This window comes from Achromobacter sp. MYb9 (assembly GCF_002975275.1).
Classification (GTDB): Bacteria; Pseudomonadota; Gammaproteobacteria; order Burkholderiales; family Burkholderiaceae_B; genus Achromobacter.
On the sequence record NZ_PCOQ01000001.1, the window covers coordinates 91,116 to 111,264 of the forward strand.

Below are 20,149 nucleotides of genomic sequence, written 5' to 3' on the forward strand. Positions count from 1 at the left end.
CCCGATCAGGACTGGTCTTCAGGTTCGTCGGGCACGCCCGAGTGGGGGCCGGGCCGGTTTGCGCGGTCGATAAGGATCGACATTTCGATACCACGGGCAATTTGCTCGTCGTGGAAGAAACGCAAAGTGGGGACAGTGTGAATGTGCAGCAGCTTATAGAGCTGCGAGTGCAGCCAACCGGCTTTCTCGTTCAGCAAGGCGGTCGCGGCTTCGGGCTCGGCGCCCAAAACCGTGAACCATACCTTGGCATGCGCGTAGTCGGTCGACAATTCCACACCAGAGAGCGTGATCAGTCCCGCGCGAGACATATCGATTTCGCGCTGGATGATCTCGGCCAGATCTTTTTGGATCTGGTCGGCCAGCCGCAGATTGCGGCCGGGGATGGCTTTGGACTTGTGACGGCTCATTAGCAATAATGCCTCGCGACGCTTTACAGCGTACGCGCGATTTCCTTGATTTCAAAGACTTCCAGCTGGTCGCCCACCTGGATGTCGTTGTTGCCGCGCAGCGTAAGACCGCAATCGAAGCCCGATTTGACTTCCTTGACGTCGTCCTTGAAGCGGCGCAGCGATTCAAGATGCCCCGTCCAGTGGACCACGTTGTTGCGCAGCAGGCGTACCTGGGAATCGCGGCGGACGATGCCGTCAAGCACCATACAACCGGCGATGTTGCCAAGGCGCGAGATGCTGTAGACCTCACGGATCTCGACCAGGCCGATGATTTCTTCTTTCTTCTCGGGCGCCAACATGCCCGACATGGCTGCCTTAACTTCATCCACGGCGTCATAGATGATGTTGTAGTAGCGCACGTCGATGCCGTTGTTCTCGGCCAGCTTCTTGGCGCTTGCTTCCGCACGCACGTTGAAGCCGATCACGACAGCGTTCGAGGCGATGGCCAGGTTGATGTCGGTTTCCGAGATGCCGCCGACAGCCGCGTGCACCACTTGCACACGGACTTCGTCGGTCGACAGCTTGACCAGCGATTGGACCAGCGCTTCTTGCGAACCCTGCACGTCGGTCTTGACGATAAGCGTAAGCGTCTGCGTGCCCTCGCCCAGGTTGTCGAACATCGACTCCAGCTTGGCGGCCTGTTGGCGGGCCAGCTTGACGTCGCGGAACTTGCCTTGACGGAACAGCGCGATTTCGCGCGCCTTGCGCTCGTCGGACAGCGCCATCAGCTCGTCACCAGCGGCGGGCACTTCGGTCAGGCCCTGGATTTCCACCGGGATCGAAGGGCCGGCCGATTGAATCGGCTTGCCGTTCTCGTCCAGCATGGCGCGGACGCGGCCGAAGCTTGCGCCGGCCAGCACCACGTCGCCGCGCTTGAGCGTGCCGCTCTGCACCAGAATCGTCGCGACCGGGCCGCGGCCCTTGTCCAGACGGGCTTCGATGACCAGACCCTTGGCGGCCGACTCGACCGGTGCCTTCAATTCCAGCACTTCGGCTTGCAGCAGCAGGTTTTCCAGAAGATCGTCGATGCCTTCGCCGGTCTTGGCCGACACGCCCACGAAGGGCACGTCACCACCGTATTCTTCCGGTACGACCTGTTCGGCAACCAGTTCCTGCTTGACGCGTTCCGGGTTGGCCGACGGCTTGTCGATCTTGGTCACGGCCACGACCATGGGCACGCCCGCAGCCTTTGCGTGGTGGATGGCTTCACGCGTCTGCGGCATCACGCCGTCGTCGGCGGCAACCACCAGAATCACGATGTCGGTCGCCTTGGCGCCGCGGGCACGCATGGCGGTGAACGCCTCGTGGCCCGGGGTGTCAAGGAAGGTCACCATGCCGCGCTCGGTTTGAACGTGGTAGGCGCCAATGTGCTGCGTAATGCCGCCGGCTTCGCCCGCGGCAACCTTGGCGCGGCGGATGTAGTCCAGCAGCGAGGTCTTGCCGTGGTCGACGTGGCCCATGACGGTCACGACCGGTGCGCGCGGCAGTTGCTCGGCTTCGGAAACCGTGGCGGTTTCGTCCAGGAAGGCTTCCGGGTCATCCAGCTTGGCGGCGATTGCCACGTGGCCCAGTTCCTCGACCACGATCATGGCCGTTTCCTGGTCCAGCACCTGGTTGATGGTGACCATCTGGCCCAACTTCATCAATTGCTTGATGACTTCGGCGGCCTTGACGGACATCTTGTGGGCCAGGTCGGCCACGCTGATGGTTTCCGGCACGTGAACTTCACGTGCGATGAATTCTTGCGGCGCCGGCTCGTTGCGGCGGTCGTTCTGCTGGTTGCGGCCACCACGGCCGCCGCCCTTGCCACCACCCTTGCCGCCTGCGCGCCAGCCATCACGGCTGGCCGGGGCTGCCGGCTTGTCGGCGGGCTTCTTGCGCGATGCGTCATCAGACCAGGTCGACGCGACTTCAGCGGTCTTGATGGTCTTCTTGGCACCGGGCGCGGCGGGCTTGGCGTCCTTCTTGGCGCCAGGCGTGGCGCCCGGCTTGCCAGCCGGCTTGTGCAGCGTGCCCGAAATGGGCGCCGCGGCGGGGGCGGCAGGCGCCTCCGGCTCGGGGGCGCGCAGCACCTTGCGCGGACGGTTCAGCATCTCGCGCAGCGCGGCGGCTTCGGCCTCGGCGGCACGGCGGGCCTCATCGCGGCCGCCCGACGTGGCGGAGGCGGCGAGCGGCGGGCCGGCGCGGCGGTTGTCGGCGCGGTTGCCCACGCGGACAGCAGGCGCGGCAGGCGTCGACGCGGCGGGCGCGGCGGATTTGACGGGTTCGGACTTCGCAGCAGGCTGAGCCTGGGCGACAGGCGCGTTGGCCTGGGAGGAAGATGTTTCTGACTTATTAGCTAGCACAACGGGTTCCGGCTTGGCTTCTTCAGCCAGGGGCTCGGTGGATTCAGTCTTAACTTCGGGCTTGGCCTCGTCGGCCACGGGCTCGGCAGGAGCAGGCGCCGGCGTCGGTTCGGGTTCAGGCTGGGCCTGGACTTCGGGGGCTTTCGCCTCGACGGGGGCGGGCACTTCGGCCGCGACGGATTCAACAGGCGCGGGCGCTTCAACCGGCGCGGGCGCTTCTACAGCAACGGGCTCTTCCGCCTGGACGGGGGCCGGAGCCTCTGCCTGGACGGGAATGGCCTCGCGGGGCTCGACCACGGCAGGAGCCTCGGGGGCAGCCGGCGCGGACACCTGCTGCTCGTCTTCGACGGAGGCTTCATCTTCGGCACGCGCGGACGCGGCCTGTTCCAGGGCGATTTCGGAGGGATCACGCTTGACGAACACGCGCTTCTTGCGCACTTCGACCTGAATCGTGCGCGAACGGCCGGTGGCGTCAGCCTGCCGGATTTCGGACGTTTGGCGGCGCGTCAGGGTGATCTTCTTGCCTTCGGTCGCGCCGTGGGCACGACGCAGCGATTCGAGCAATTTCGCCTTGTCGCTGTCGGTGACGGAATCGTCAACCGATTTGAGGTCAACGCCAGCCGAGCGCAGCTGATCCAGCAGCACATTGGCAGGCATTTTCAGCTCGGTAGCGAACTGGGCGACGGTGTTACTCGACATTAGGCTCTCTCTTCCCTATATGCAGCTATTACAAACAACGTGAACTTGCGGTGGATAAAACCAGCACTACCCACCGCAGACCCGTGTCCTTTTGGTTATTCTTCGTCGAACCAATGGGCGCGGGCACGCATGATGAGGTCGCTGGCTTCCTGCTCGGTCAAGCCGGCGATTTCCGCCAGTTCGTCCGTTGCCAGTTCGGCCAGATCATCACGCGTATGCACTTGACGCTCGGCCAGCTTGCCAGCCAATTCCTGCGTCATGCCTTCGAGTTCAAGCAAATCCTGTGCGGTCTCAAGGCGCTCTTCCTGGGCAATCGCCTCAGTCAGCAACGCATTGCGGGCACGGGCGCGCAATTCATTGATGGTGTCTTCGTCAAACGCTTCGATTTCCAGCAGTTCCTGCATGGGCACGTAAGCGATTTCCTCGATACCGGTGAAACCTTCGTCGATCAGGATGTCAGCGACTTCCTCATCAACGTCCAGCTTGCTCATGAACGTGGCGCGCAGACCCGACCGCTCGACTTCCTGGCGATTCAGGCTTTCTTCCGGCGTCATGATGTTGATCTGCCAGCCAGTCAGTTCGGACGCCAGGCGCACGTTCTGACCCTTGGCGCCGATGGCCTTGGGCAGGTTTTCTTCGTCGACGACAACGTCCATCGCATGCTTGTCTTCATCAACGACGATCGATTCGACGTTGGCCGGCGCCAGGGCGCCAATGACAAACTGCGCGGGGTCTTCCGACCACAGCACGATATCGACCTGCTCGCCGCCCAGCTCGTTGCGAACCGCGGTAACGCGCGAACCGCGCATGCCCACACACGTGCCGATGGGGTCGATACGCTTATCGTAAGCCACCACGGCGATCTTCGCACGCACGCCGGCATCGCGGGCAGCGGCCTTGATCTCCAGCAGGCCTTGTTCGATTTCCGGAACTTCGTTCTCGAACAGCTGGCGGATGAACTCGGGCGAGGTGCGCGACAGGATCACTTGCTGGCCACGCGCGGCGTGGTCAACACGCAACACGAAGGCGCGGACGCGGTCGGCCACCCGGAGGTTTTCCTTCGGGATCATCTCGGAACGCGGCAGGCGCGCTTCGATCTTGCCGGTTTCGACAATGGCGTCGCCCTTGTCCATGCGCTTGATCGTGCCGGACACGATGGTCTCGCCACGGTCCAGGAAGTCGTTCAGCACCTGTTCGCGCTCGGCGTCACGAATCTTTTGCAGAATGGCCTGCTTGGCCGCCTGCGCGCCGATACGGCCGAATTCGATGGGCTCGAGGGGCTCTTCGATGTATTCGCCTTCCTGGATGCCAGGGACGATTTCCACCGCGTCCGACAGCATTTCCTGCTTATCGGGTTCTTGCAGCCCGGCTTCGTCGGGCACGACCAGCCAACGGCGGAAGCCCTCGTGATCGCCGGTTTCCCTATCGATGGCGACACGAATGTCCGCATCATCCTTGAAGCGCTTTTTCATGGCCGAGGCCAGCGCACTTTCCAGCGCACCGAACACGACGTCGCGCGTGACGTTCTTTTCACGCGCCAAGGCATCGACCAACAGAAGAATTTCGCGACTCATCGCTTTTTGCCCTTGAAATCCAGAACGGGATCCAGTTTTGCACGTTCGATGTCATCGACCGTGAAGTTCAAAACCTGGACATCGTTCTTTTTTGCCTCAAATTCGAGACCGAAGACGGTCTTGTGCATGCCAGCAGCGGCGTCCGAGGCGGCGGCGTCTTCGGGCACGGTCAGCGTGCCGGAGAAGACCTTACGTCCGTCTAATGCCTCGCGCAGCTTGATTTCGATGCGCTCGCCTGCGAAACGGCGGAATTCGTTCTCGTTGCGCAGCGGGCGATCAATGCCCGGCGAACCGACTTCGAGCCGCTTATAGTCGATGTTCTCGACTTCAAACACCCGCGACAATTGGCGCGAAACCTGCTCACAGTCTTCGATGCGCACACCGCCGACCCGATCGATCGTCACGCGCAAAAGGCCCAGGGCGGCACGCTCGACGTCTACGAGTTCGAGGTCCATGCCGGCCAAAGCCTCTTCGGTCAATGCGAATAAATCAGCCATATACTCAAAAAAAATGGGCTGCACGCCCAGCCCACCGATATTGCGCAGAGCCCAGCCGCTTCCCTACTGCACGTAAGGAGCAATGCTGGGCAGCGCCCTATATTGCGACCTAATTTGTGGTTTGCGCCACGGGATTCCCCCCATGCAGCCCCGCCCCAACCCGTCAATCCGGGCCCGGCGGCACTTGGCGCAACTCCGATGCCAACTGCTCTTGCCTACCGCGCTTTGCCTACCGGCAATGTCCTTTACAGGCAACGCCCTACAGGCCATGCGCTTGATACTTCGCTTGATACTTCTGCTTGATACTGCGCCAGATACTTTCTTGCCGCACACCAAGTACGACCACCACACGCTACCGGACACGTTGTAAGGCCAATGTCGGGCGCAAGGCAATGGCGCGAAGCCATGAAAACCATTGATTTTACCAGATAAACCGGAAAAACGCCTGATTCGTCACGGGCTTACGTTTATATGGGACACATCGGACCCGGCGGCGCGCCCTGCGCGCCGCCTGACAGCGCTTAGCGGCCCTGACGGCCACGTCCGCCCATCACCCCAAGGCGGGATTCGTGGGCCGAAGCGCCACGCGGCTGCCAATCATCACCACGCGGGGATGACGACGACGAGGCATTGCGCGGAGCACGCGGCTTGCCGCCCGCACCCGGCCCCTTGCTGTTGCCGGCGCCGCCACCCGCCGCGCGCGGCGAGCCTTCGGCCTTGCTGCCGCCGCGACCGGCGCCTGCCGGCTTGCCGCCGCGGCTGTTGCCGCCGCCCGCGCCCGCCGGTTTGCCGCCACCCGGCTTACGGCCGGAAGGCTTGCGGCCACCACCACCCACCGGGGCTTCGGCCACATTGCCGACGGCATCCGCCGACGCCATGGGGCCCGACGGGCCGTTGGCCGCGGCCGAACGCGGACCGCGAGGCTTGCCACCCGGTTTGCCACCAGGCTTTCCGCCCGACTTTCCACCCGGACGGCCACCGCCCGCCGGCGCAGCCGAACGGCCGCCACCGGGCTTGCCGCCCTTGCGATTGCCGCCCGCGCCTTCCGCGGCCAACGGATGGCCGTTGGCATAGCCACCGGCAATCATCAAACCGGTACCGAACGGATCCGACGGACACGCGGCCGTTTGGCCTGCACTACCCAGACGACCGCCCTGCAGCTTGCCGCGGCGACCAATGCGGGCGCCATTCATGCCATTGCGGTCCATGGTGCCGAAGCCGGGAGGCAAGGCGCTGTCATGTGACTGCGGTTGCTTCGAGCGGCGGCGGTTGCCACCGGATTCGTCGTCTTCACGCAACAGTCCCAGCTGGACCATCAGCGCGGTCACGAGCGAACCGTCCAATTCTTCCCAACGGCCGCGCCGCAGCGTGCGCGGCAGCACCACATCGCCGAAACGGGTACGGATCAGGCGGCTGACCGTGACGCCGACGGCTTCGAACATGCGGCGGACTTCGCGGTTGCGGCCTTCCTGCAAGGTCACGCGATACCAGCGGTTGCTGCCATCGCCACCCAGGTATTCCAGCGCGCCGAAAGCGGCCAGGCCGTCTTCAAGCTCAATGCCATCGACCAGCGACTGGCGCTGGGCCTCGTCCATTTCGCCCAACACGCGGACCGCGTATTCGCGCTCGGTGCCGTAACGGGGGTGCATGATGCGATTGGCCATGTCGCCGGAGGTCGTGAAAATCAGCAGACCTTCGGTATTCAAGTCCAGGCGCCCGACCGACAACCATTTGCCGGTGCGCAGCTTGGGCAAGCGCGCGAAAACACTGGCGCGGCCACCCGGATCATCGTGGCTGACGATCTCGCCTGCCGGCTTGTGATACAGAATCACGCGCGGCGGCTTCTTCGTATTCACGCGCATGATCGGCTTGCCGTTGACACGGACCTGATCATTCGGCGCCACGCGCTGGCCAATATGGGCCGGCTCGCCGTTGACCGACACGCGGCCCGCGACGATCAACTCTTCCATCTCGCGGCGCGAACCGATGCCGGCGTCAGCCAGCACCTTGTGCAGCTTGGGCATGACCGAATCGCTGTTCAGGTACTTGCCCAGGCGCTGCTCCATGCGGTCGGCCGAGTCCAGGTACGACAGGGCCTGCTCGGCTTCCTGCTCGCCACCACGGGAGTCAGGCGACTCGACCGGAGCAGCGGCGGCCGCAGGTTGCTGGCCCTCGACGGCCGGCGCCTGTTCGGCCGTCGCATCGCCGCGACGGCGACGGAACGGCGTCCTCAGCTTGCGCCCGCGCCCACGGGCGCCGGCCTCACCTTCGGCTGCCGGCTCGCGCGCGGCGGAAGCTTCCGGTTGACCGTTGGAAACGGTGTCATCCGAACGGGGATTGTCGTCCTGCATTGCTGTATTCGTTGTCACTGGGACAGCTCCGAATTTCAAACTTGGGTAGGCCTGCCAGGGGCAGGCTCGTCATCATCAGGGGACGCCGACTCACGGCCGGCGCGAGGCCGCTCCGGATCTGCCTCGCCCGACGCCGTGGGGACGACATCGGGGTCGGGCCGAACAGATTCGTCAAGGCCGATGGCGGGCTCATGCCCGGCGGCGCCAGGCGCTGCGTGATCGGTCTCGTCAATCGGTTCGGTCGGTTCCGCGTGTTTTGCGTTCTCGACACTTTCCTTTGCAGCACCGGCTTCTGTGACGTCGGCGGCCATATCGGAAAGGTCGTTGCCTGCCCCTTCGTCGGGAAAACCGGACGGGGTTGGCGTATTGGACAAGCCTTCGGCTTGCTCCCGGACGGTGGGTTCGTCTGCGGGATCCGCGCCTTCTTCTGTGCGCGAAACGACGGATTCTACGCTATCGCCCGGGGCTATGGTTGCATCGTGTTCCGAAACAGACAATTCCGCAACTGGGATAGCGTCATTTTCTTCCACGCCCGGCGGCTCGTCGACGGCGATTTCGCCCTGCAAACCGCTGGTTTCACCATCGATTCCATCGCTGGCTTCGCCGTCGGTGACGGCGGCTGCGTCATCAGGCGCGGCAGCGTCGACGTCGGCGGGCGCAGCCCCCTCGCCTGTCAGTTGCTGCACTTCGCCCAAATCCAGACCGGCCAGCGCCGCAGCGGCTTGTGCCGATTCCAGCGGCGGAAGCTCGTCCAGCGCCCGCAAGCCCAGGTCATCCAGGAATTGACGCGTCGTGCCGAACAGGGCGGGACGGCCCGGCGCATCGCGATGCCCGATGACCTCGATCCAGCCCCGATCCTCCAGCGCCTTCACGATCTGCGAAGACACGGTGACCCCGCGGATGTCCTCGATGTCGCCGCGCGTGACCGGCTGACGCCAGGCCACGATGGCCAGCGTCTCCATGACAGCACGCGAATACTTGGGCGGCTTTTCAGGGCTGAGCCGCTCAAGGTAGCGCTGCATGTGCGGGCGGCTTTGGAATCGCCATCCGCTAGCCAGTTGCACCAGTTCAAGGCCGCCATCGGCCCAATTGCTCTGCAGCGTCTCCAACAGCCCGCGCAGCTTGCTGTTGTCGAATTGTTCATCGTCCCCGAATAGCTTGCGCATATCGGACAGTTGCATCGGCTGCACCGCGCATAACAGCGCGGTTTCCAGCACGAGTATTGCCTCGCTATCGTTCATCGACATTCAAATTCAAAAAGGGCTAACTTGCGCTAGGTTGAAAATAAGGTTAATATTCTTTTCTCAGACGCGGGGTGGAGCAGTCTGGCAGCTCGTCGGGCTCATAACCCGAAGGTCGTAGGTTCAAATCCTGCCCCCGCAACCAAATTGACGAAGGCCTGGCGAATGCGCCGGGCCTTTTTCATTGGTGCCCGCAAATTCGCGCCCGCAAGTTCATTTGTGCGCGCCAGACCATTTGTGCGCGCCAAACCGTTAGCGGCAACGGGCGCGACGAACCCCACAAACTTCGCATCCAACCCGGCCGCCGCGACTGACGCGGACTGCGCAACGGAGCTTGCGCCCGCACCCACCAGCAAGACCCCGGCAAAAGCGGGGTTGCTACAGACGGCATGGGTTTGCGTAGTGTTCACAACATTCCTGGGTTGACTGCCATGCATGACGGGCTGCGCGGCGGACCGCAAGCGGGCTATGCGCCGAAACGGCCGCACCAATCAAGATAGGGCGATATGCCTGCCAGATTTCCATCACGGCAGACGCCTTAAGCAAATTCTGGAAAAGCTGGCATTACACGCCAACACTAGCCTGCGGGACACGCCGGTAACCCGGCGACTGCTTCCCGCGGCGATCAGTATCAAGACCTGGATCGTCAGGCATCGGATTCGGCATTGTGGCTGGCCGCCACCGCTGAACCCCATGCACCCCCTCGCGCATACGAAGACCCGCTTCGTGATGCGATGACCAACCCTAGGCCGGACTTACGATTCTTAGCTGTTTTCGACGACTACATGCTAGCGGACATTGGCCCGCCGCAATATGGTTTGCTGGCGAAAGCCCGGAAAGAAATGCGGCCCGCCCGCCAAAGCAATACCCAAATTATACCGCCATAACCCGCCCCCTCAAGCCCGGCTGCCCGCAAGACCACCCCTCAAGCGGGCGCGCGCGGCGCCACGACGGGCTTGTCCCACGGCGCGGAACCCAGGCGCTCCACCAGAAAATCCAGCATCGAACGCAAGATCAACGGCATCTGGCGACGCGAGGCATAGACGCCATAAATACCCAATTCCTGCGGCTTGCACTGCGGCAAAATAGCTTTCAAGCGCCCGGCCGCCAGGTCCTCGGCCGCGTAGTAAGTCGGCAGCATCGCGATGCCAGCCCCTTCCAGCGCGGCGCTCGACAGCACCGAGACTTCATTCGCGCTGATATTGCCGCTAACCGGCACATCCACCGGCTGGCCGTCGCGTTCGAATCGCCACAGGCTTTTGCCAAAATAGGAATGCGTCAGGCAGTTGCGCAACGACAGATCCTCGATGCGCGCCGGCACGCCTTCGCGCGCCAGGTATTCCGGCGATGCGCACACCACCGAGCGGCAGACGGCCAATTTGCGCGCGATCAGATTGGGATCCAGGTCATTCGTGATCCGGACCGCCAGATCTACCCGCTCTTCGACCAGATTGACGGCGCGCTCGACCAGCATCAGATCCACGGAGGTGCCGGGATGCTGCTTGACGTAGTCGGTAACCACGCTGGCCAGATGCCTTGAACCGAAGGACATGCTGGTCGTGATGCGCAACAAGCCGCGCGGCGTGTCTTCGGGCGTGGACACCGCGCTGCGCAGGTCACCCACCATGTCCAGCATCTGCCGGCACCGGGGCAAGGTTTCCGCCCCCGCGGGCGTGAGGCTGAGCCGGCGCGTGGTGCGATGCAGCAAACGCACCCCTACCCACTGCTCCATTTCAGCCAGGTACCGCGACACCATCGCTCGCGACATGTCCAAATGGACGGCCGCCGCCGACAGGCTTCCCCGGTCGGCGACTTCCACGAACACCTGCATGGCTTTCAGACGATCCATGATTGTCTCGGTTCTTGCATCAGACCGTACCGGTTATACCGTATTTCCATGCAACATCCGTGCAGAAATAGCGACACGAGTATTCAGCGCGTGCCGCTATGAAGCCGGACGGCGGCACTCAGGCAGGCAACTGGCCCAAGGCCCGGAGGACCTCGGCGCGCACGCTCTCCGCGTCCAGCCCGCGCAAGATGTAGACCAGGCGCGACGCGCGATCATCACTGGGCCATTGCGACAGCGGGCGCAAGGGATAGAGTTCGCCGTGGACGCCATGCACCTCGCATGGCAGCGCCTCGCCCTCGAAGCACACCAGCCCCTTCATCCGCAGCAGCCCCTGGCCGAAGCGTTCCTGAATGCGCGACACCCCGGCCAGAAAGGCGGCCCGGCTCAACGGCGCGGACAAGACCAGGGAAAAACTGGCGACCTGCGCGTGGCGGCCCGCGACGGGATGCGTGAAGGCCTGCAGCCAGTTCGCCAGCGCGACGCCATCCCGGCGCGCGAGCGCATCAGGGCCGTCTCGCAGTATTCCAGCCAAGGGCGCATCCTGGCGTTGGACGCAACGTTGCGCACCAGGATTGACGGCGATGACCGCCTGCTCCACCCGCCGCAACTGCGCCGCGTCCGCCAAATCCGATTTGCCCAGCACGATGGCATCGGCCAACGCCAATTGCCGCGCCGCTTCGGGCTGTGACGCCAATTGGTCCTCGCCGTGCCGCACATCCACCACCACGATGGCGCCACGATACGCGTAACGCTCGGACAGGAACCGGTCGTGTTTGAGCATGAACAGAATCGACGCCGGATCCGCCAAGCCGCTGGTTTCAATCAGCACGCGGCGAAACGGCTTGATCCGGCGGCTGAGCGCCAGCATGAAAAGGTCGCGCAGCGCATCCACCACCGCGCCGCTGACGACACAGCAGAGACAACCGCCCTCGATCAGCACGACGTTCGCCGGCGCCAGGCGCACCAGATGATGGTCCACACCGACGTCGCCATATTCATTGACGATGACGTGTGCGTCGGCATACGCCGGCTCGTGCAGCAAGCGATTGAGCAGCGTGGTCTTGCCGCTGCCCAGAAACCCTGAAATCACCGCCACGCCAATGCGCTTGTCCTCGTCCATACCCATTCGTCCAACGGGTGCTACCCCGGATTTTGCGGCCGCCCCCCGCACACCAGGAACGGATCCGCCAGCGCAGCCCGCTCATTCGCGGGACAACAACTATGCGAACAAATACTAAACAAAAGACCCAGACAATAGGCCTAAACAAAAGACCTAAACAAAAGGCGGCCCAAACAAAAAGGGCCACTCACTTTCGTGGGTGACCCTTCTGCATTCGGCGCCAGCCTGGCGCTGAACTTATCGGTACTGAATTCTTTTGGCTCCCCGAGCTGGGCTCGAACCAGCGACCTGCGGATTAACAGTCCGTCGCTCTACCGACTGAGCTATCGGGGATCTGCCAAGAACGTAATTATGACCTAAATTTTTTTGGCATGCAAATCGCGATTTTTTTGGTTCTTTTTGAGCCCGTTGTTTCCCATCGCGAAAAAACTCTGATATGATTTCGGTCTTTCCAGATCAGGCCCCATAAACAGGGCAGCGAACTGGGAAGAATAAAGATGTTTTGCTTGAAGTTCAGCATTGCCGAATTCAACACCGGTACGCAAGAATCGAAGCAAATGGTCTTGCCGGCATAGCTCAGTTGGTAGAGCAGCGCATTCGTAATGCGAAGGTCGTAGGTTCGACTCCTATTGCCGGCACCAAATTCAAAAAGCAGCCCTCTCGGGCTGCTTTTTTCATTTCCGCTCCGCCATCCTTCTTGCAGGCCCGATCACGGGAACTCCATCCGCCTGCCACGCGTCCAACTTGCTGGATTTCCGTCACCACCAAGCGAAGACCACCATGCGCATCCTACTTGTCGAAGACGACATCATGATCGGTGAAAGCGTATTGGACTGCCTGCGTGCGGAGCATTACGCCGTCGACTGGGTCAAGGACGGCAACGCCGCGGAACTTGCCCTGCGCACCGACACCTATGACCTGATCCTGCTGGACCTGGGCTTGCCCAAACGCGACGGTCTGACCTTGCTGCGCGACCTGCGCACCCGCAAGGACCGCACGCCGGTGCTCATCGCCACCGCGCGCGACGCCGTCAGCGACCGCATCGCCGGATTGGACGCTGGCGCGGACGACTACATTGTCAAACCCTATGACGTGGACGAGCTCCTGGCCCGCATGCGCGCCCTGATTCGCCGCAGCGCCGGCCGCGCCGAGCCGGTGTTCGAACACGACGGGATCACCATCGACCCGCAATCGCACGCAGCCATGGTGGACGGCACCCCGGTGGCCCTGACCGCGCGCGAATGGGCGGTGCTGGAGCCCCTGATCGCCCGCCCCGGCATGATCTTTTCGCGCGCGCAGCTGGAAGAGAAGCTCTACAGCTGGAAAGACAGCGTCAGCAGCAACGCCGTTGAGGTTTATATTCATGGCCTGCGCAAGAAACTGGGTCAGGACCTGATTCAGAACGTCAGGGGCGTCGGCTATGTCATTCCCAAAACATGAGCATGCGGCTTAGCTACTCGCTGAGAGCCCGCCTGCTTTTCTTCCTTCTGGCCGCCATTGCGGTCGGCGCGCTGGTGCAAGGCGCAATCGCCTACCGCAGCACGCTGGCGCAGGCCGACGATATCTTTGATTCCCTGCTGCAACGAACCGCCCTGTCGCTGGGCACCGGCGACGGGCTGCTTAGAACCGGCCCGACCCATGCGCGCGGCGCGGGCTCGCCCGTCGCCGACGATCTGATCATCCAGATATGGACCCCGGACGGCCTGCGCGTGTTCAATTCGCGATCGCGCCGGCCCTTGCCCGATCAAATCGTGCTGGGTTTTTCCGACGCCCGGATGGAAGGCATTACCTATCGCGTGTATTCGCTGGCCACGCCGTTCCAGGTGATCCAGGTGGCGCAGGACATGGACGTCCGCAAGGACATGGCGCGCGCGCTCGCCCTGCGAACCATCGCCCCCATCGCTGCCGCCGCGCCCTTGCTGATGCTGATTATCTGGTGCGTGGTCAGCTGGTCACTGCGGCCGGTCAAGCGTGCCCGCGCCCAGGTGGCCGCACGCCAGCCCGAAGACCTGTCGCCGGTCAATGTGCAAGGCTTGCCCGATGAGATCCAACCCCTGATCCAGGAACTGAACCTGCTGCTGGAACGCATGCGCGGCGCCTTCGCCCAACAGAAGCAGTTCGTGGGCGACGCGGCGCATGAACTGCGTTCGCCGCTGGCCGCGCTGCGCCTGCAATTGCAGGCATTGCAACGCGCCGGCGACGCCGATAGCCGCCAACTGGCCGAACAACGGCTGGCGGCCGGCATCGACCGCGCCACCCGCCTGGTCGAGCAGCTACTGTCCATGGCGCGCCACGAAAGCGCGGCGGCGCCCTCGCCCGCCGGCCCGGTGGACCTGGCTGATGTGTTGCGCCAGGCCCTATCCGAAACGCTGCCACAAGCCAACGCCAAGTCAATCAGCATCGAGATGGAAGGGGCGGCGCAAGCCCCGCTTCAGGGGCATCGCGATGCGTTGGTGCTGCTGGCGCGCAACCTGCTCGACAACGCGGTCAAGCATACGCCCGAGGGCAAACACATCCGGCTGCGCCTGGAACAGACGGCGGACAAGACCCAATTCGTGATCGACGACGAAGGCCCGGGCATCGCGCCTGCGGAACGCGAACGCGTGTTCGACCGCTTCTACCGCGCCGAGGGCAACACGCAGCACGGCAGCGGCCTGGGGCTGTCGATCGCCCGCGCCATCGCCGAGCGGCACGGCGCCCGCATCTTGCTGGAAGACGCGCCCGGCGGCTCGGGACTGCGCGCCCGGGTGGAATTCCCCCGCCCTCGATGAGTCCCGCGATTTAAGATTCCCCTAAGTGTCAGGCCCGATGATTGCGCCATGCCCTCAAACATGAACGCAGGAGCCGACATGAAAACCTCGCAACTGACCCCTTCTCGCCTGGTGCTGGCGCTGCTGGCCGCTGGCGCCATTGGTGGCGCCGGCGCAACTGCCATGACCGGCAGCGTGTCGATGGCGGCCAACGCGCCGGCCGCCGTAGCCGCGCCGCAAACGATCGCCCCCTCCAGCCCACCGAATTTCGCGCAGATCACCCGCGACTTCGGGCCTGCCGTCGTCAACATCAGCGTCAGCGGTACCCGCAAGGTGTCCGCCGACGACGATGACCCCTTTGCCCAGTTCTTCGGCCAGATCCCCGGATCCCGGGGCCGCATGCCTTCGCGCGAAGTCCCGATGCGCGGGGAAGGCTCCGGCTTCATCATCAGCAACGACGGCATCATCCTGACCAACGCGCACGTCGTGCAAGACGCCAAGGAAGTCACGGTAAAGCTGACGGACCGCCGCGAATACAAGGCCAAGGTGCTGGGCGCGGATCCGCAAACGGACGTGGCCGTGCTCAAGATCGACGCCAAGAACCTGCCGGTTGTGAAGGTGGGCGACGTGAACCAGTTGCAAGTGGGCGAATGGGTGCTGGCCATCGGTTCGCCCTACGGCCTGGAAAACACGGCGACCGCGGGCATCGTCAGCGCCAAGGGCCGCTCGCTGCCCGACGACACCTCGGTCCCTTTCATCCAGACGGACGTGGCGGTCAACCCCGGCAATTCGGGCGGCCCGTTGTTCAACGACCGCGGCGAAGTCGTGGGTATCAATTCCCAGATCTATAGCCGCACTGGCGGGTTCCAGGGCCTGTCGTTCTCCATCCCCATCGACGTGGCCTACAAGATCAAGGACCAGATCCTGGAACACGGGAAGGTGCAGCATGCCCGGCTGGGCGTGACGGTGCAGGAAGTGAACCAGGACCTGGCCAACTCCTTCAAGCTTGCGTCGCCGTCGGGCGCACTGGTGTCCAGCGTCGAGAAAGGCAGCGCTGCCGACAAAGCCGGCCTGCAGCCCGGCGACGTGGTGCGAAAGATCGACGACAAGACCATCGTGTCCTCGGGCGATCTGGCCTCCCTGATCACGCTCGCCTCGCCGGGCGAAAAGATCAAGATGGACGTGTGGCGCGCCGGCGCTCCCAAGGAACTGGTGGCCACGCTGGGGGGTATTCCCAAAGACAAGACGCAGGCTTCGGCGGGCGATCAGGACGTACAGCGCGGCCAATTGGGCTTGGCGCTGCGCCCCCTGAGCCCGCAGGAACAGCAAGCGTCAGGCACCGAAGGCTTGCTGATCGAACGCGCCGCCGGCCCGGCCGCCAAGGCGGGCATCGAACCGGGCGACGTGCTGCTGTCTTTGAATGGCGTGCCCGTGCACAACATCGGGCAAGTGAAGGAAGCGCTGTCCAAAGCGGGCAAGACCGTCGCCCTGCTGGTCCAGCGCGGCGAAGACAAGATCTTCGTGCCGGTGCAGATCGGCTAAGCCGATCCGCGGGCGTTACTCCGCGTCGGGCTGCTTACCCGGCGCGGCGTCCGCGAAGGCAGGCAGTTCACGGCAGGCGGCATCGATGCGCACCACATTGGGCATGGCGGACAGGTCACACTCAAGGCGGTGCGCATTGGCCACTTGCGGCACCAGGCACAGGTCGGCGATGGTCGGCGTGTCGCCGTGGCAGAAGCGGCCCGTGGCACCAGACCGCGCCAGTTGCGTCTCCAGCGCTTCCAGCCCCTGATGCACCCAATGCCTGTACCAGGCGTTCTTGGCAGCTTCGTCCACGCCCAGCGTGTGCTTCAAGTATTTCAGCACGCGCAGGTTGTTCAGCGGGTGCGTGTCGCAGGCGATGCCAAGCGCCAGATCGCGCACGCGGGCGCGGCCAATGGCGTCAGCCGGCAGCAGCGGCGGCTGGGGATGCGTCTCTTCCAGGTACTCGATGATGGCAAGCGACTGCCCGATGACGGCATCGCCATCAATCAGGGTGGGCACCAGCGCCGTCGGGTTCATCTTGCGATACCCCTCCGACAATTGCTGCCCGCCATCCTTCAGCAAATGCACCGGCAGGTATTCGTACGACAAGCCCTTCAGGTTCAGGGCGATGCGCACGCGGTACGCGGCCGAGCTGCGGAAATAGCTATACAACTGCATCATGTCTCCTTGATGTTCTCCGGCGCTGCGGGCGCCTGTATTTTCAGCCGCGCAATCCGACGCTATTCCAGCGACTCCGTCTGCGCGGCCTTGCGCGACAGACCCTTCGGAAGCGGGAACGCCACGTTCTCTTCCAGGCCCGGCATCGTGCGCACGGATACCGCGCCCAATTCCTTGACGCGGTCGATCACCTGCTGCACCAGCACTTCGGGCGCGGACGCGCCTGCGGTCACACCGATGCGCTTGCGATCCACCAGCCACGCCGGGTCAATGGAGTCGGCGCCATCGATCAGGTAGGACGCCACGCCCTTGCGCTCGGCCACTTCGCGCAACCGGTTCGAATTCGAGCTATTGGGGCTGCCCACGACCAGCACCAGATCGCAGTCGGGCGCCATTACCTTGACCGCGTCCTGGCGGTTCTGGGTGGCATAGCAAATATCGCTTTTCTTGGGTTCGACGATCGAAGGGAAGCGCGTCTTCAGCGCCTTCGACACCGCCGCCGCGTCATCCACCGACAAGGTCGTCTGCGTGACGTAGGCCAGGTTTTCCGGGTTGACCACGTCAAGCCCGGCGACATCCTCCACGGTCTCGACCAGGTACATGCCGCCTTGCGCCTGACCGAGCGTGCCCTCGACCTCGGGATGGCCCTTGTGGCCGATCATGATGATCTCGCGGCCGGCGGCGCGCATGCGGGCCACTTCAATATGAACCTTGGTGACCAGCGGGCAGGTAGCATCGAATACTTGCAGGCCGCGGGACTCCGCTTCCGCCCGCACCGCCTTGGACACGCCATGCGCCGAAAACACGACGATCGAGCCCGCAGGCGCGTCGTCGAGTTCATCGATGAAGATCGCGCCCTTGGCGCGCAGGTCTTCCACCACATAACGGTTGTGGACGATCTCGTGGCGCACGTAGATCGGCGCGCCATGCAGTTCGATCGCGCGTTCGACGATGTCGATGGCGCGGTCAACGCCGGCACAGAAGCCCCGAGGCTGCGCCAGCAGGACTTCGGCGCCGACGGCGGTAACGGCCTTGCTCATGTCAGAGGACTCCCAGCAGCGCCACGTCCACGCGCAAGCTGATGCCCGCAAGCGGGTGGTTGAAGTCGAACAGAGCCGACTCGTCGTTGATTTCCTTCAGGACGCCCGAATAGCGGCCGCCGTTGGGCGCGGTGAATTCCACCAGGTCGCCCGGTTCGAAACCGGCATCCGCGCCCGCGTGTTCGGCCAGCATCGTGCGCGTGACGCGCTGGATCAGTTCGGGGTTGCGGTCGCCATAGGCGTCGGCCGGCTCCAGCGTGACGCTGAACCGCTCACCTTCCGCATGGCCGATCAGCGCGGCCTCCAGGCCGGGCGCCCACTGGCCGCTGCCCATTTGCAGCGTGCCGGGACGGCCGTCGAAGGTATCGGCGAACACCGAGTCCTTGCCCGGCCCGGAAGCCAGCGTGATCCGGTAGTGCAGCGTTAGGTAGGAATCCTGACGGACAAAAACGTTCACTTCGTTAGAGGCGATGCTCAAGATCTGCCACCGTATAGATATTGGATAAACCCTGATTTTAGAGCCTCTTATGAAATTGTCTGTGCGGCTGTCAAAACATGAGCGTCCCCGAGAGCGGCTGCTGCGCCACGGAGCCGGCGCGCTCCAGGACGCCGAACTGCTTGCCATCGCCCTGCGCACCGGCATTCCCGGGCTGAACGTGATGGATTTGTCCTACCGCCTGCTGGAGCGCTTTTCGGGCCTGCGGGGCCTGTTGGGCGCCACTCCCGAGGAATTAATGACCGTATCCGGCCTGGGCGAGGCCAAATCCTGCACGCTTGCCGCCCTGCTGGAACTGGCGCGCCGGACGATCGAGGAAGACCTGACCCGCAACAACACCCTGCGCCACCCCGGCCAAGTGAAACAATATTGCATGACCGCACTGGGGCATCGCCGGGTCGAGCACTGCATTGCCCTGTACCTGGACAACCAATTACGCGTCATCACCACCGGCGAACTGGCTCGCGGCACCCTGTCCCAGGCCTCGGTCTACCCGCGCGAGGTCGTCCGGGAAGCCCTGCGCCACCATGCGGCGGCCCTGATCGTGGCCCATAACCACCCCTCCGGCCTGGCCGAAGCCAGCGCCGCCGACCGTGGCTTCACGTCGCAACTGAAACAGGCCCTGGCGCTGGTGGACATCAAGCTGCTGGACCACTTGATCGTCGCCGGCTCGACGGTCGTCTCCATGGCCGAACTGGGCGACCTGTAGCCGCAGCGCGGCATGCCGGAATTCGTTAGACTACCGCCCTGAATTGCTTTAGGCTTTAACCTGTTCCGGCCTCACCCGACCGCTTCCCCGCCACCATGAAACGCCTGTGGGATATTTCCCCTCCCGTCTCCACGGCTTCGCCTGTCTTTCCCGGCGATACGCCGTACCGCCAGCAATGGAAGTGGTCGCTTACGCCCGGCTGTCCGGTCAATGTCAGTGAAATCACGCTGTCGCCGCACATCGGCGCGCACGCGGATGCCCCACTGCACTACCAGAACGGCGCCGCCGCCATCGGCGCGGTATCGCTGGAACCGTTCCTGGGCCCTTGCCGCGTCATCTACGCCATTGATTGCGGCCCGCTGATCACTACCGACCACCTGGCCCATGCCGCCTTGAACCTGCCGCCCCGCGTGCTGGTGCGCACGGCCAAGCATGCGGCGCAAGACTGGTGGACCGACGATTTCTCGGCCTACGCGCCCCAAACCATCGAATGGCTGGCCGAACGCGGCGTCATGCTGATCGGGCTGGATACCGCCAGCATCGACCCCGCCTCCAGCAAGACCCTGGACAGCCACCACACGATACTGCGGCATGACATGCGAGTACTGGAGAACCTGGTGCTTGATGACGTGCCCGAGGGCGATTACGAGTTGATCGCCCTGCCGTTGGCGCTGGTCCAGGCTGATGCCAGCCCGGTGCGCGCCGTCTTGCGCGAACTGTAGGCTGGTCCGCTTGCCATGGGCTGGCCGGCCCCGCCGGCTGCCCATTTTCGACTAGGCACGACCATGAAACCTGTTTCCCCCTACGCGCCCCATTGGCGCGCGTTG

General features: G+C 63.8%; 16 protein-coding genes and 3 tRNA genes. 7 read left to right on the plus strand and 12 right to left on the minus strand.

All coding sequences use genetic code 11. The features are described 5' to 3' along the window. Positions 1–5 precede the first annotated feature (5 nt). From rbfA to scpB, 6 genes are all read right to left on the minus strand, one after another. Positions 6–407 carry a 30S ribosome-binding factor RbfA gene (gene rbfA, locus CQ050_RS00460; RefSeq protein WP_006218273.1) on the minus strand — a complete coding sequence of 134 codons (402 nt, stop codon included), beginning with the start codon at positions 405–407 and terminating at the stop codon, positions 6–8. Positions 408–430: 23 nt separating this feature from the next. Further along, positions 431–3,493: a translation initiation factor IF-2 gene (gene infB / locus CQ050_RS00465; protein ID WP_105554916.1), complete on the minus strand. Its 3,063-nt coding sequence runs from the start codon at positions 3,491–3,493 to the stop codon at positions 431–433. A 95-nt stretch (positions 3,494–3,588) separates the two neighbouring features. Further along, positions 3,589–5,067 carry a transcription termination factor NusA gene (gene nusA / locus CQ050_RS00470; protein WP_006225085.1) on the minus strand — a complete coding sequence of 493 codons (1,479 nt, stop codon included), beginning with the start codon at positions 5,065–5,067 and terminating at the stop codon, positions 3,589–3,591. Continuing rightward, positions 5,064–5,564, minus strand: a complete 501-nt coding sequence (gene rimP, locus CQ050_RS00475; RefSeq protein ID WP_105555541.1) for a ribosome maturation factor RimP — start codon at positions 5,562–5,564, stop codon at positions 5,064–5,066. Before rimP ends, nusA begins: the two co-directional genes overlap by 4 nt. A 521-nt stretch (positions 5,565–6,085) precedes the next feature. Beyond that, positions 6,086–7,915 carry a pseudouridine synthase gene (locus tag CQ050_RS00485; RefSeq protein ID WP_199196700.1) on the minus strand — a complete coding sequence of 610 codons (1,830 nt, stop codon included), beginning with the start codon at positions 7,913–7,915 and terminating at the stop codon, positions 6,086–6,088. A gap of 35 nt (positions 7,916–7,950) precedes the next feature. Further along, positions 7,951–9,162 carry an SMC-Scp complex subunit ScpB gene (gene scpB, locus CQ050_RS00490; protein ID WP_105554919.1) on the minus strand — a complete coding sequence of 404 codons (1,212 nt, stop codon included), beginning with the start codon at positions 9,160–9,162 and terminating at the stop codon, positions 7,951–7,953. A gap of 62 nt (positions 9,163–9,224) precedes the next feature. Between scpB and CQ050_RS00495 the strand changes: the two genes are divergently transcribed. Then, positions 9,225–9,301, plus strand: a tRNA-Met gene (locus CQ050_RS00495). A gap of 780 nt (positions 9,302–10,081) precedes the next feature. Here the strand turns inward: CQ050_RS00495 and CQ050_RS00500 are convergent. The 3 genes from CQ050_RS00500 to CQ050_RS00510 all read right to left on the minus strand — a co-directional run bounded on the left by CQ050_RS00500 (position 10,082) and on the right by CQ050_RS00510 (position 12,458). Continuing rightward, on the minus strand, positions 10,082–11,005 hold the full coding sequence (locus CQ050_RS00500; RefSeq protein ID WP_105554920.1) for a LysR family transcriptional regulator: 924 nt from the start codon (positions 11,003–11,005) through the stop codon (positions 10,082–10,084). Positions 11,006–11,123: 118 nt separating this feature from the next. After that, on the minus strand, positions 11,124–12,125 hold the full coding sequence (locus CQ050_RS00505; RefSeq protein WP_105554921.1) for a GTP-binding protein: 1,002 nt from the start codon (positions 12,123–12,125) through the stop codon (positions 11,124–11,126). Positions 12,126–12,382: 257 nt separating this feature from the next. After that, a tRNA-Asn gene (locus tag CQ050_RS00510) sits at positions 12,383–12,458 on the minus strand. Positions 12,459–12,690: 232 nt separating this feature from the next. On the opposite strand from CQ050_RS00510, the gene CQ050_RS00515 reads away from it, so the two are divergent. From CQ050_RS00515 to CQ050_RS00530, 4 genes are all read left to right on the plus strand, one after another. Next, positions 12,691–12,766, plus strand: a tRNA-Thr gene (locus CQ050_RS00515). 139 nt (positions 12,767–12,905) lie between these two features. Next, positions 12,906–13,565 (plus strand): response regulator, encoded by a 660-nt coding sequence (locus CQ050_RS00520; protein ID WP_105555542.1) that lies wholly within the window; start codon positions 12,906–12,908, stop codon positions 13,563–13,565. Further along, entirely contained in the window at positions 13,562–14,896 is a 1,335-nt protein-coding gene (locus tag CQ050_RS00525) for an ATP-binding protein (protein WP_105554922.1), read from the plus strand. The genes CQ050_RS00520 and CQ050_RS00525 overlap by 4 nt, the downstream gene beginning before the upstream one ends. A gap of 78 nt (positions 14,897–14,974) precedes the next feature. Beyond that, complete coding sequence (locus CQ050_RS00530) at positions 14,975–16,417, plus strand: DegQ family serine endoprotease (RefSeq protein WP_105554923.1); 1,443 nt, start codon at positions 14,975–14,977, stop codon at positions 16,415–16,417. Positions 16,418–16,432: 15 nt separating this feature from the next. Here CQ050_RS00530 and maiA read toward each other — a convergent pair whose 3' ends face one another. The 3 genes from maiA to CQ050_RS00545 all read right to left on the minus strand — a co-directional run bounded on the left by maiA (position 16,433) and on the right by CQ050_RS00545 (position 18,595). Further along, complete coding sequence (gene maiA / locus CQ050_RS00535; protein ID WP_105554924.1) at positions 16,433–17,077, minus strand: maleylacetoacetate isomerase; 645 nt, start codon at positions 17,075–17,077, stop codon at positions 16,433–16,435. Positions 17,078–17,139: 62 nt separating this feature from the next. Further along, a complete protein-coding gene (ispH, locus tag CQ050_RS00540; protein WP_105554925.1) occupies positions 17,140–18,117 on the minus strand; it encodes a 4-hydroxy-3-methylbut-2-enyl diphosphate reductase in 978 nt (325 codons plus the stop codon). A gap of 1 nt (position 18,118) precedes the next feature. Next, entirely contained in the window at positions 18,119–18,595 is a 477-nt protein-coding gene (locus CQ050_RS00545; RefSeq protein WP_105554926.1) for a peptidylprolyl isomerase, read from the minus strand. A 49-nt stretch (positions 18,596–18,644) separates the two neighbouring features. On the opposite strand from CQ050_RS00545, the gene radC reads away from it, so the two are divergent. Then, positions 18,645–19,322 carry a DNA repair protein RadC gene (gene radC, locus CQ050_RS00550; protein WP_105554927.1) on the plus strand — a complete coding sequence of 226 codons (678 nt, stop codon included), beginning with the start codon at positions 18,645–18,647 and terminating at the stop codon, positions 19,320–19,322. Positions 19,323–19,417: 95 nt separating this feature from the next. Next, a complete protein-coding gene (gene kynB / locus CQ050_RS00555; protein WP_105554928.1) occupies positions 19,418–20,044 on the plus strand; it encodes an arylformamidase in 627 nt (208 codons plus the stop codon). The last annotated feature ends 105 nt before the right edge of the window (positions 20,045–20,149 follow it).

Bases quoted from the DNA above. Each gene is read 5' to 3' on its own strand.
- CQ050_RS00530 (WP_105554923.1), top strand. From the start codon at position 14,975: ATGAAAACCTCGCAACTGACCCCTTCTCGCCTGGTGCTGGCGCTGCTG.
- rimP (WP_105555541.1), bottom strand. From the start codon at position 5,564: ATGGCTGATTTATTCGCATTGACCGAAGAGGCTTTGGCCGGCATGGAC.
- CQ050_RS00525 (WP_105554922.1), top strand. From the start codon at position 13,562: ATGAGCATGCGGCTTAGCTACTCGCTGAGAGCCCGCCTGCTTTTCTTC.
- rbfA (WP_006218273.1), bottom strand. From the start codon at position 407: ATGAGCCGTCACAAGTCCAAAGCCATCCCCGGCCGCAATCTGCGGCTG.
- scpB (WP_105554919.1), bottom strand. From the start codon at position 9,162: ATGTCGATGAACGATAGCGAGGCAATACTCGTGCTGGAAACCGCGCTG.
- nusA (WP_006225085.1), bottom strand. From the start codon at position 5,067: ATGAGTCGCGAAATTCTTCTGTTGGTCGATGCCTTGGCGCGTGAAAAG.
- kynB (WP_105554928.1), top strand. From the start codon at position 19,418: ATGAAACGCCTGTGGGATATTTCCCCTCCCGTCTCCACGGCTTCGCCT.
- CQ050_RS00500 (WP_105554920.1), bottom strand. From the start codon at position 11,005: ATGGATCGTCTGAAAGCCATGCAGGTGTTCGTGGAAGTCGCCGACCGG.
- CQ050_RS00520 (WP_105555542.1), top strand. From the start codon at position 12,906: ATGCGCATCCTACTTGTCGAAGACGACATCATGATCGGTGAAAGCGTA.
- ispH (WP_105554925.1), bottom strand. From the start codon at position 18,117: ATGAGCAAGGCCGTTACCGCCGTCGGCGCCGAAGTCCTGCTGGCGCAG.
- infB (WP_105554916.1), bottom strand. From the start codon at position 3,493: ATGTCGAGTAACACCGTCGCCCAGTTCGCTACCGAGCTGAAAATGCCT.
- CQ050_RS00505 (WP_105554921.1), bottom strand. From the start codon at position 12,125: ATGGACGAGGACAAGCGCATTGGCGTGGCGGTGATTTCAGGGTTTCTG.
- radC (WP_105554927.1), top strand. From the start codon at position 18,645: ATGAAATTGTCTGTGCGGCTGTCAAAACATGAGCGTCCCCGAGAGCGG.
- maiA (WP_105554924.1), bottom strand. From the start codon at position 17,077: ATGCAGTTGTATAGCTATTTCCGCAGCTCGGCCGCGTACCGCGTGCGC.
- CQ050_RS00485 (WP_199196700.1), bottom strand. From the start codon at position 7,915: ATGCAGGACGACAATCCCCGTTCGGATGACACCGTTTCCAACGGTCAA.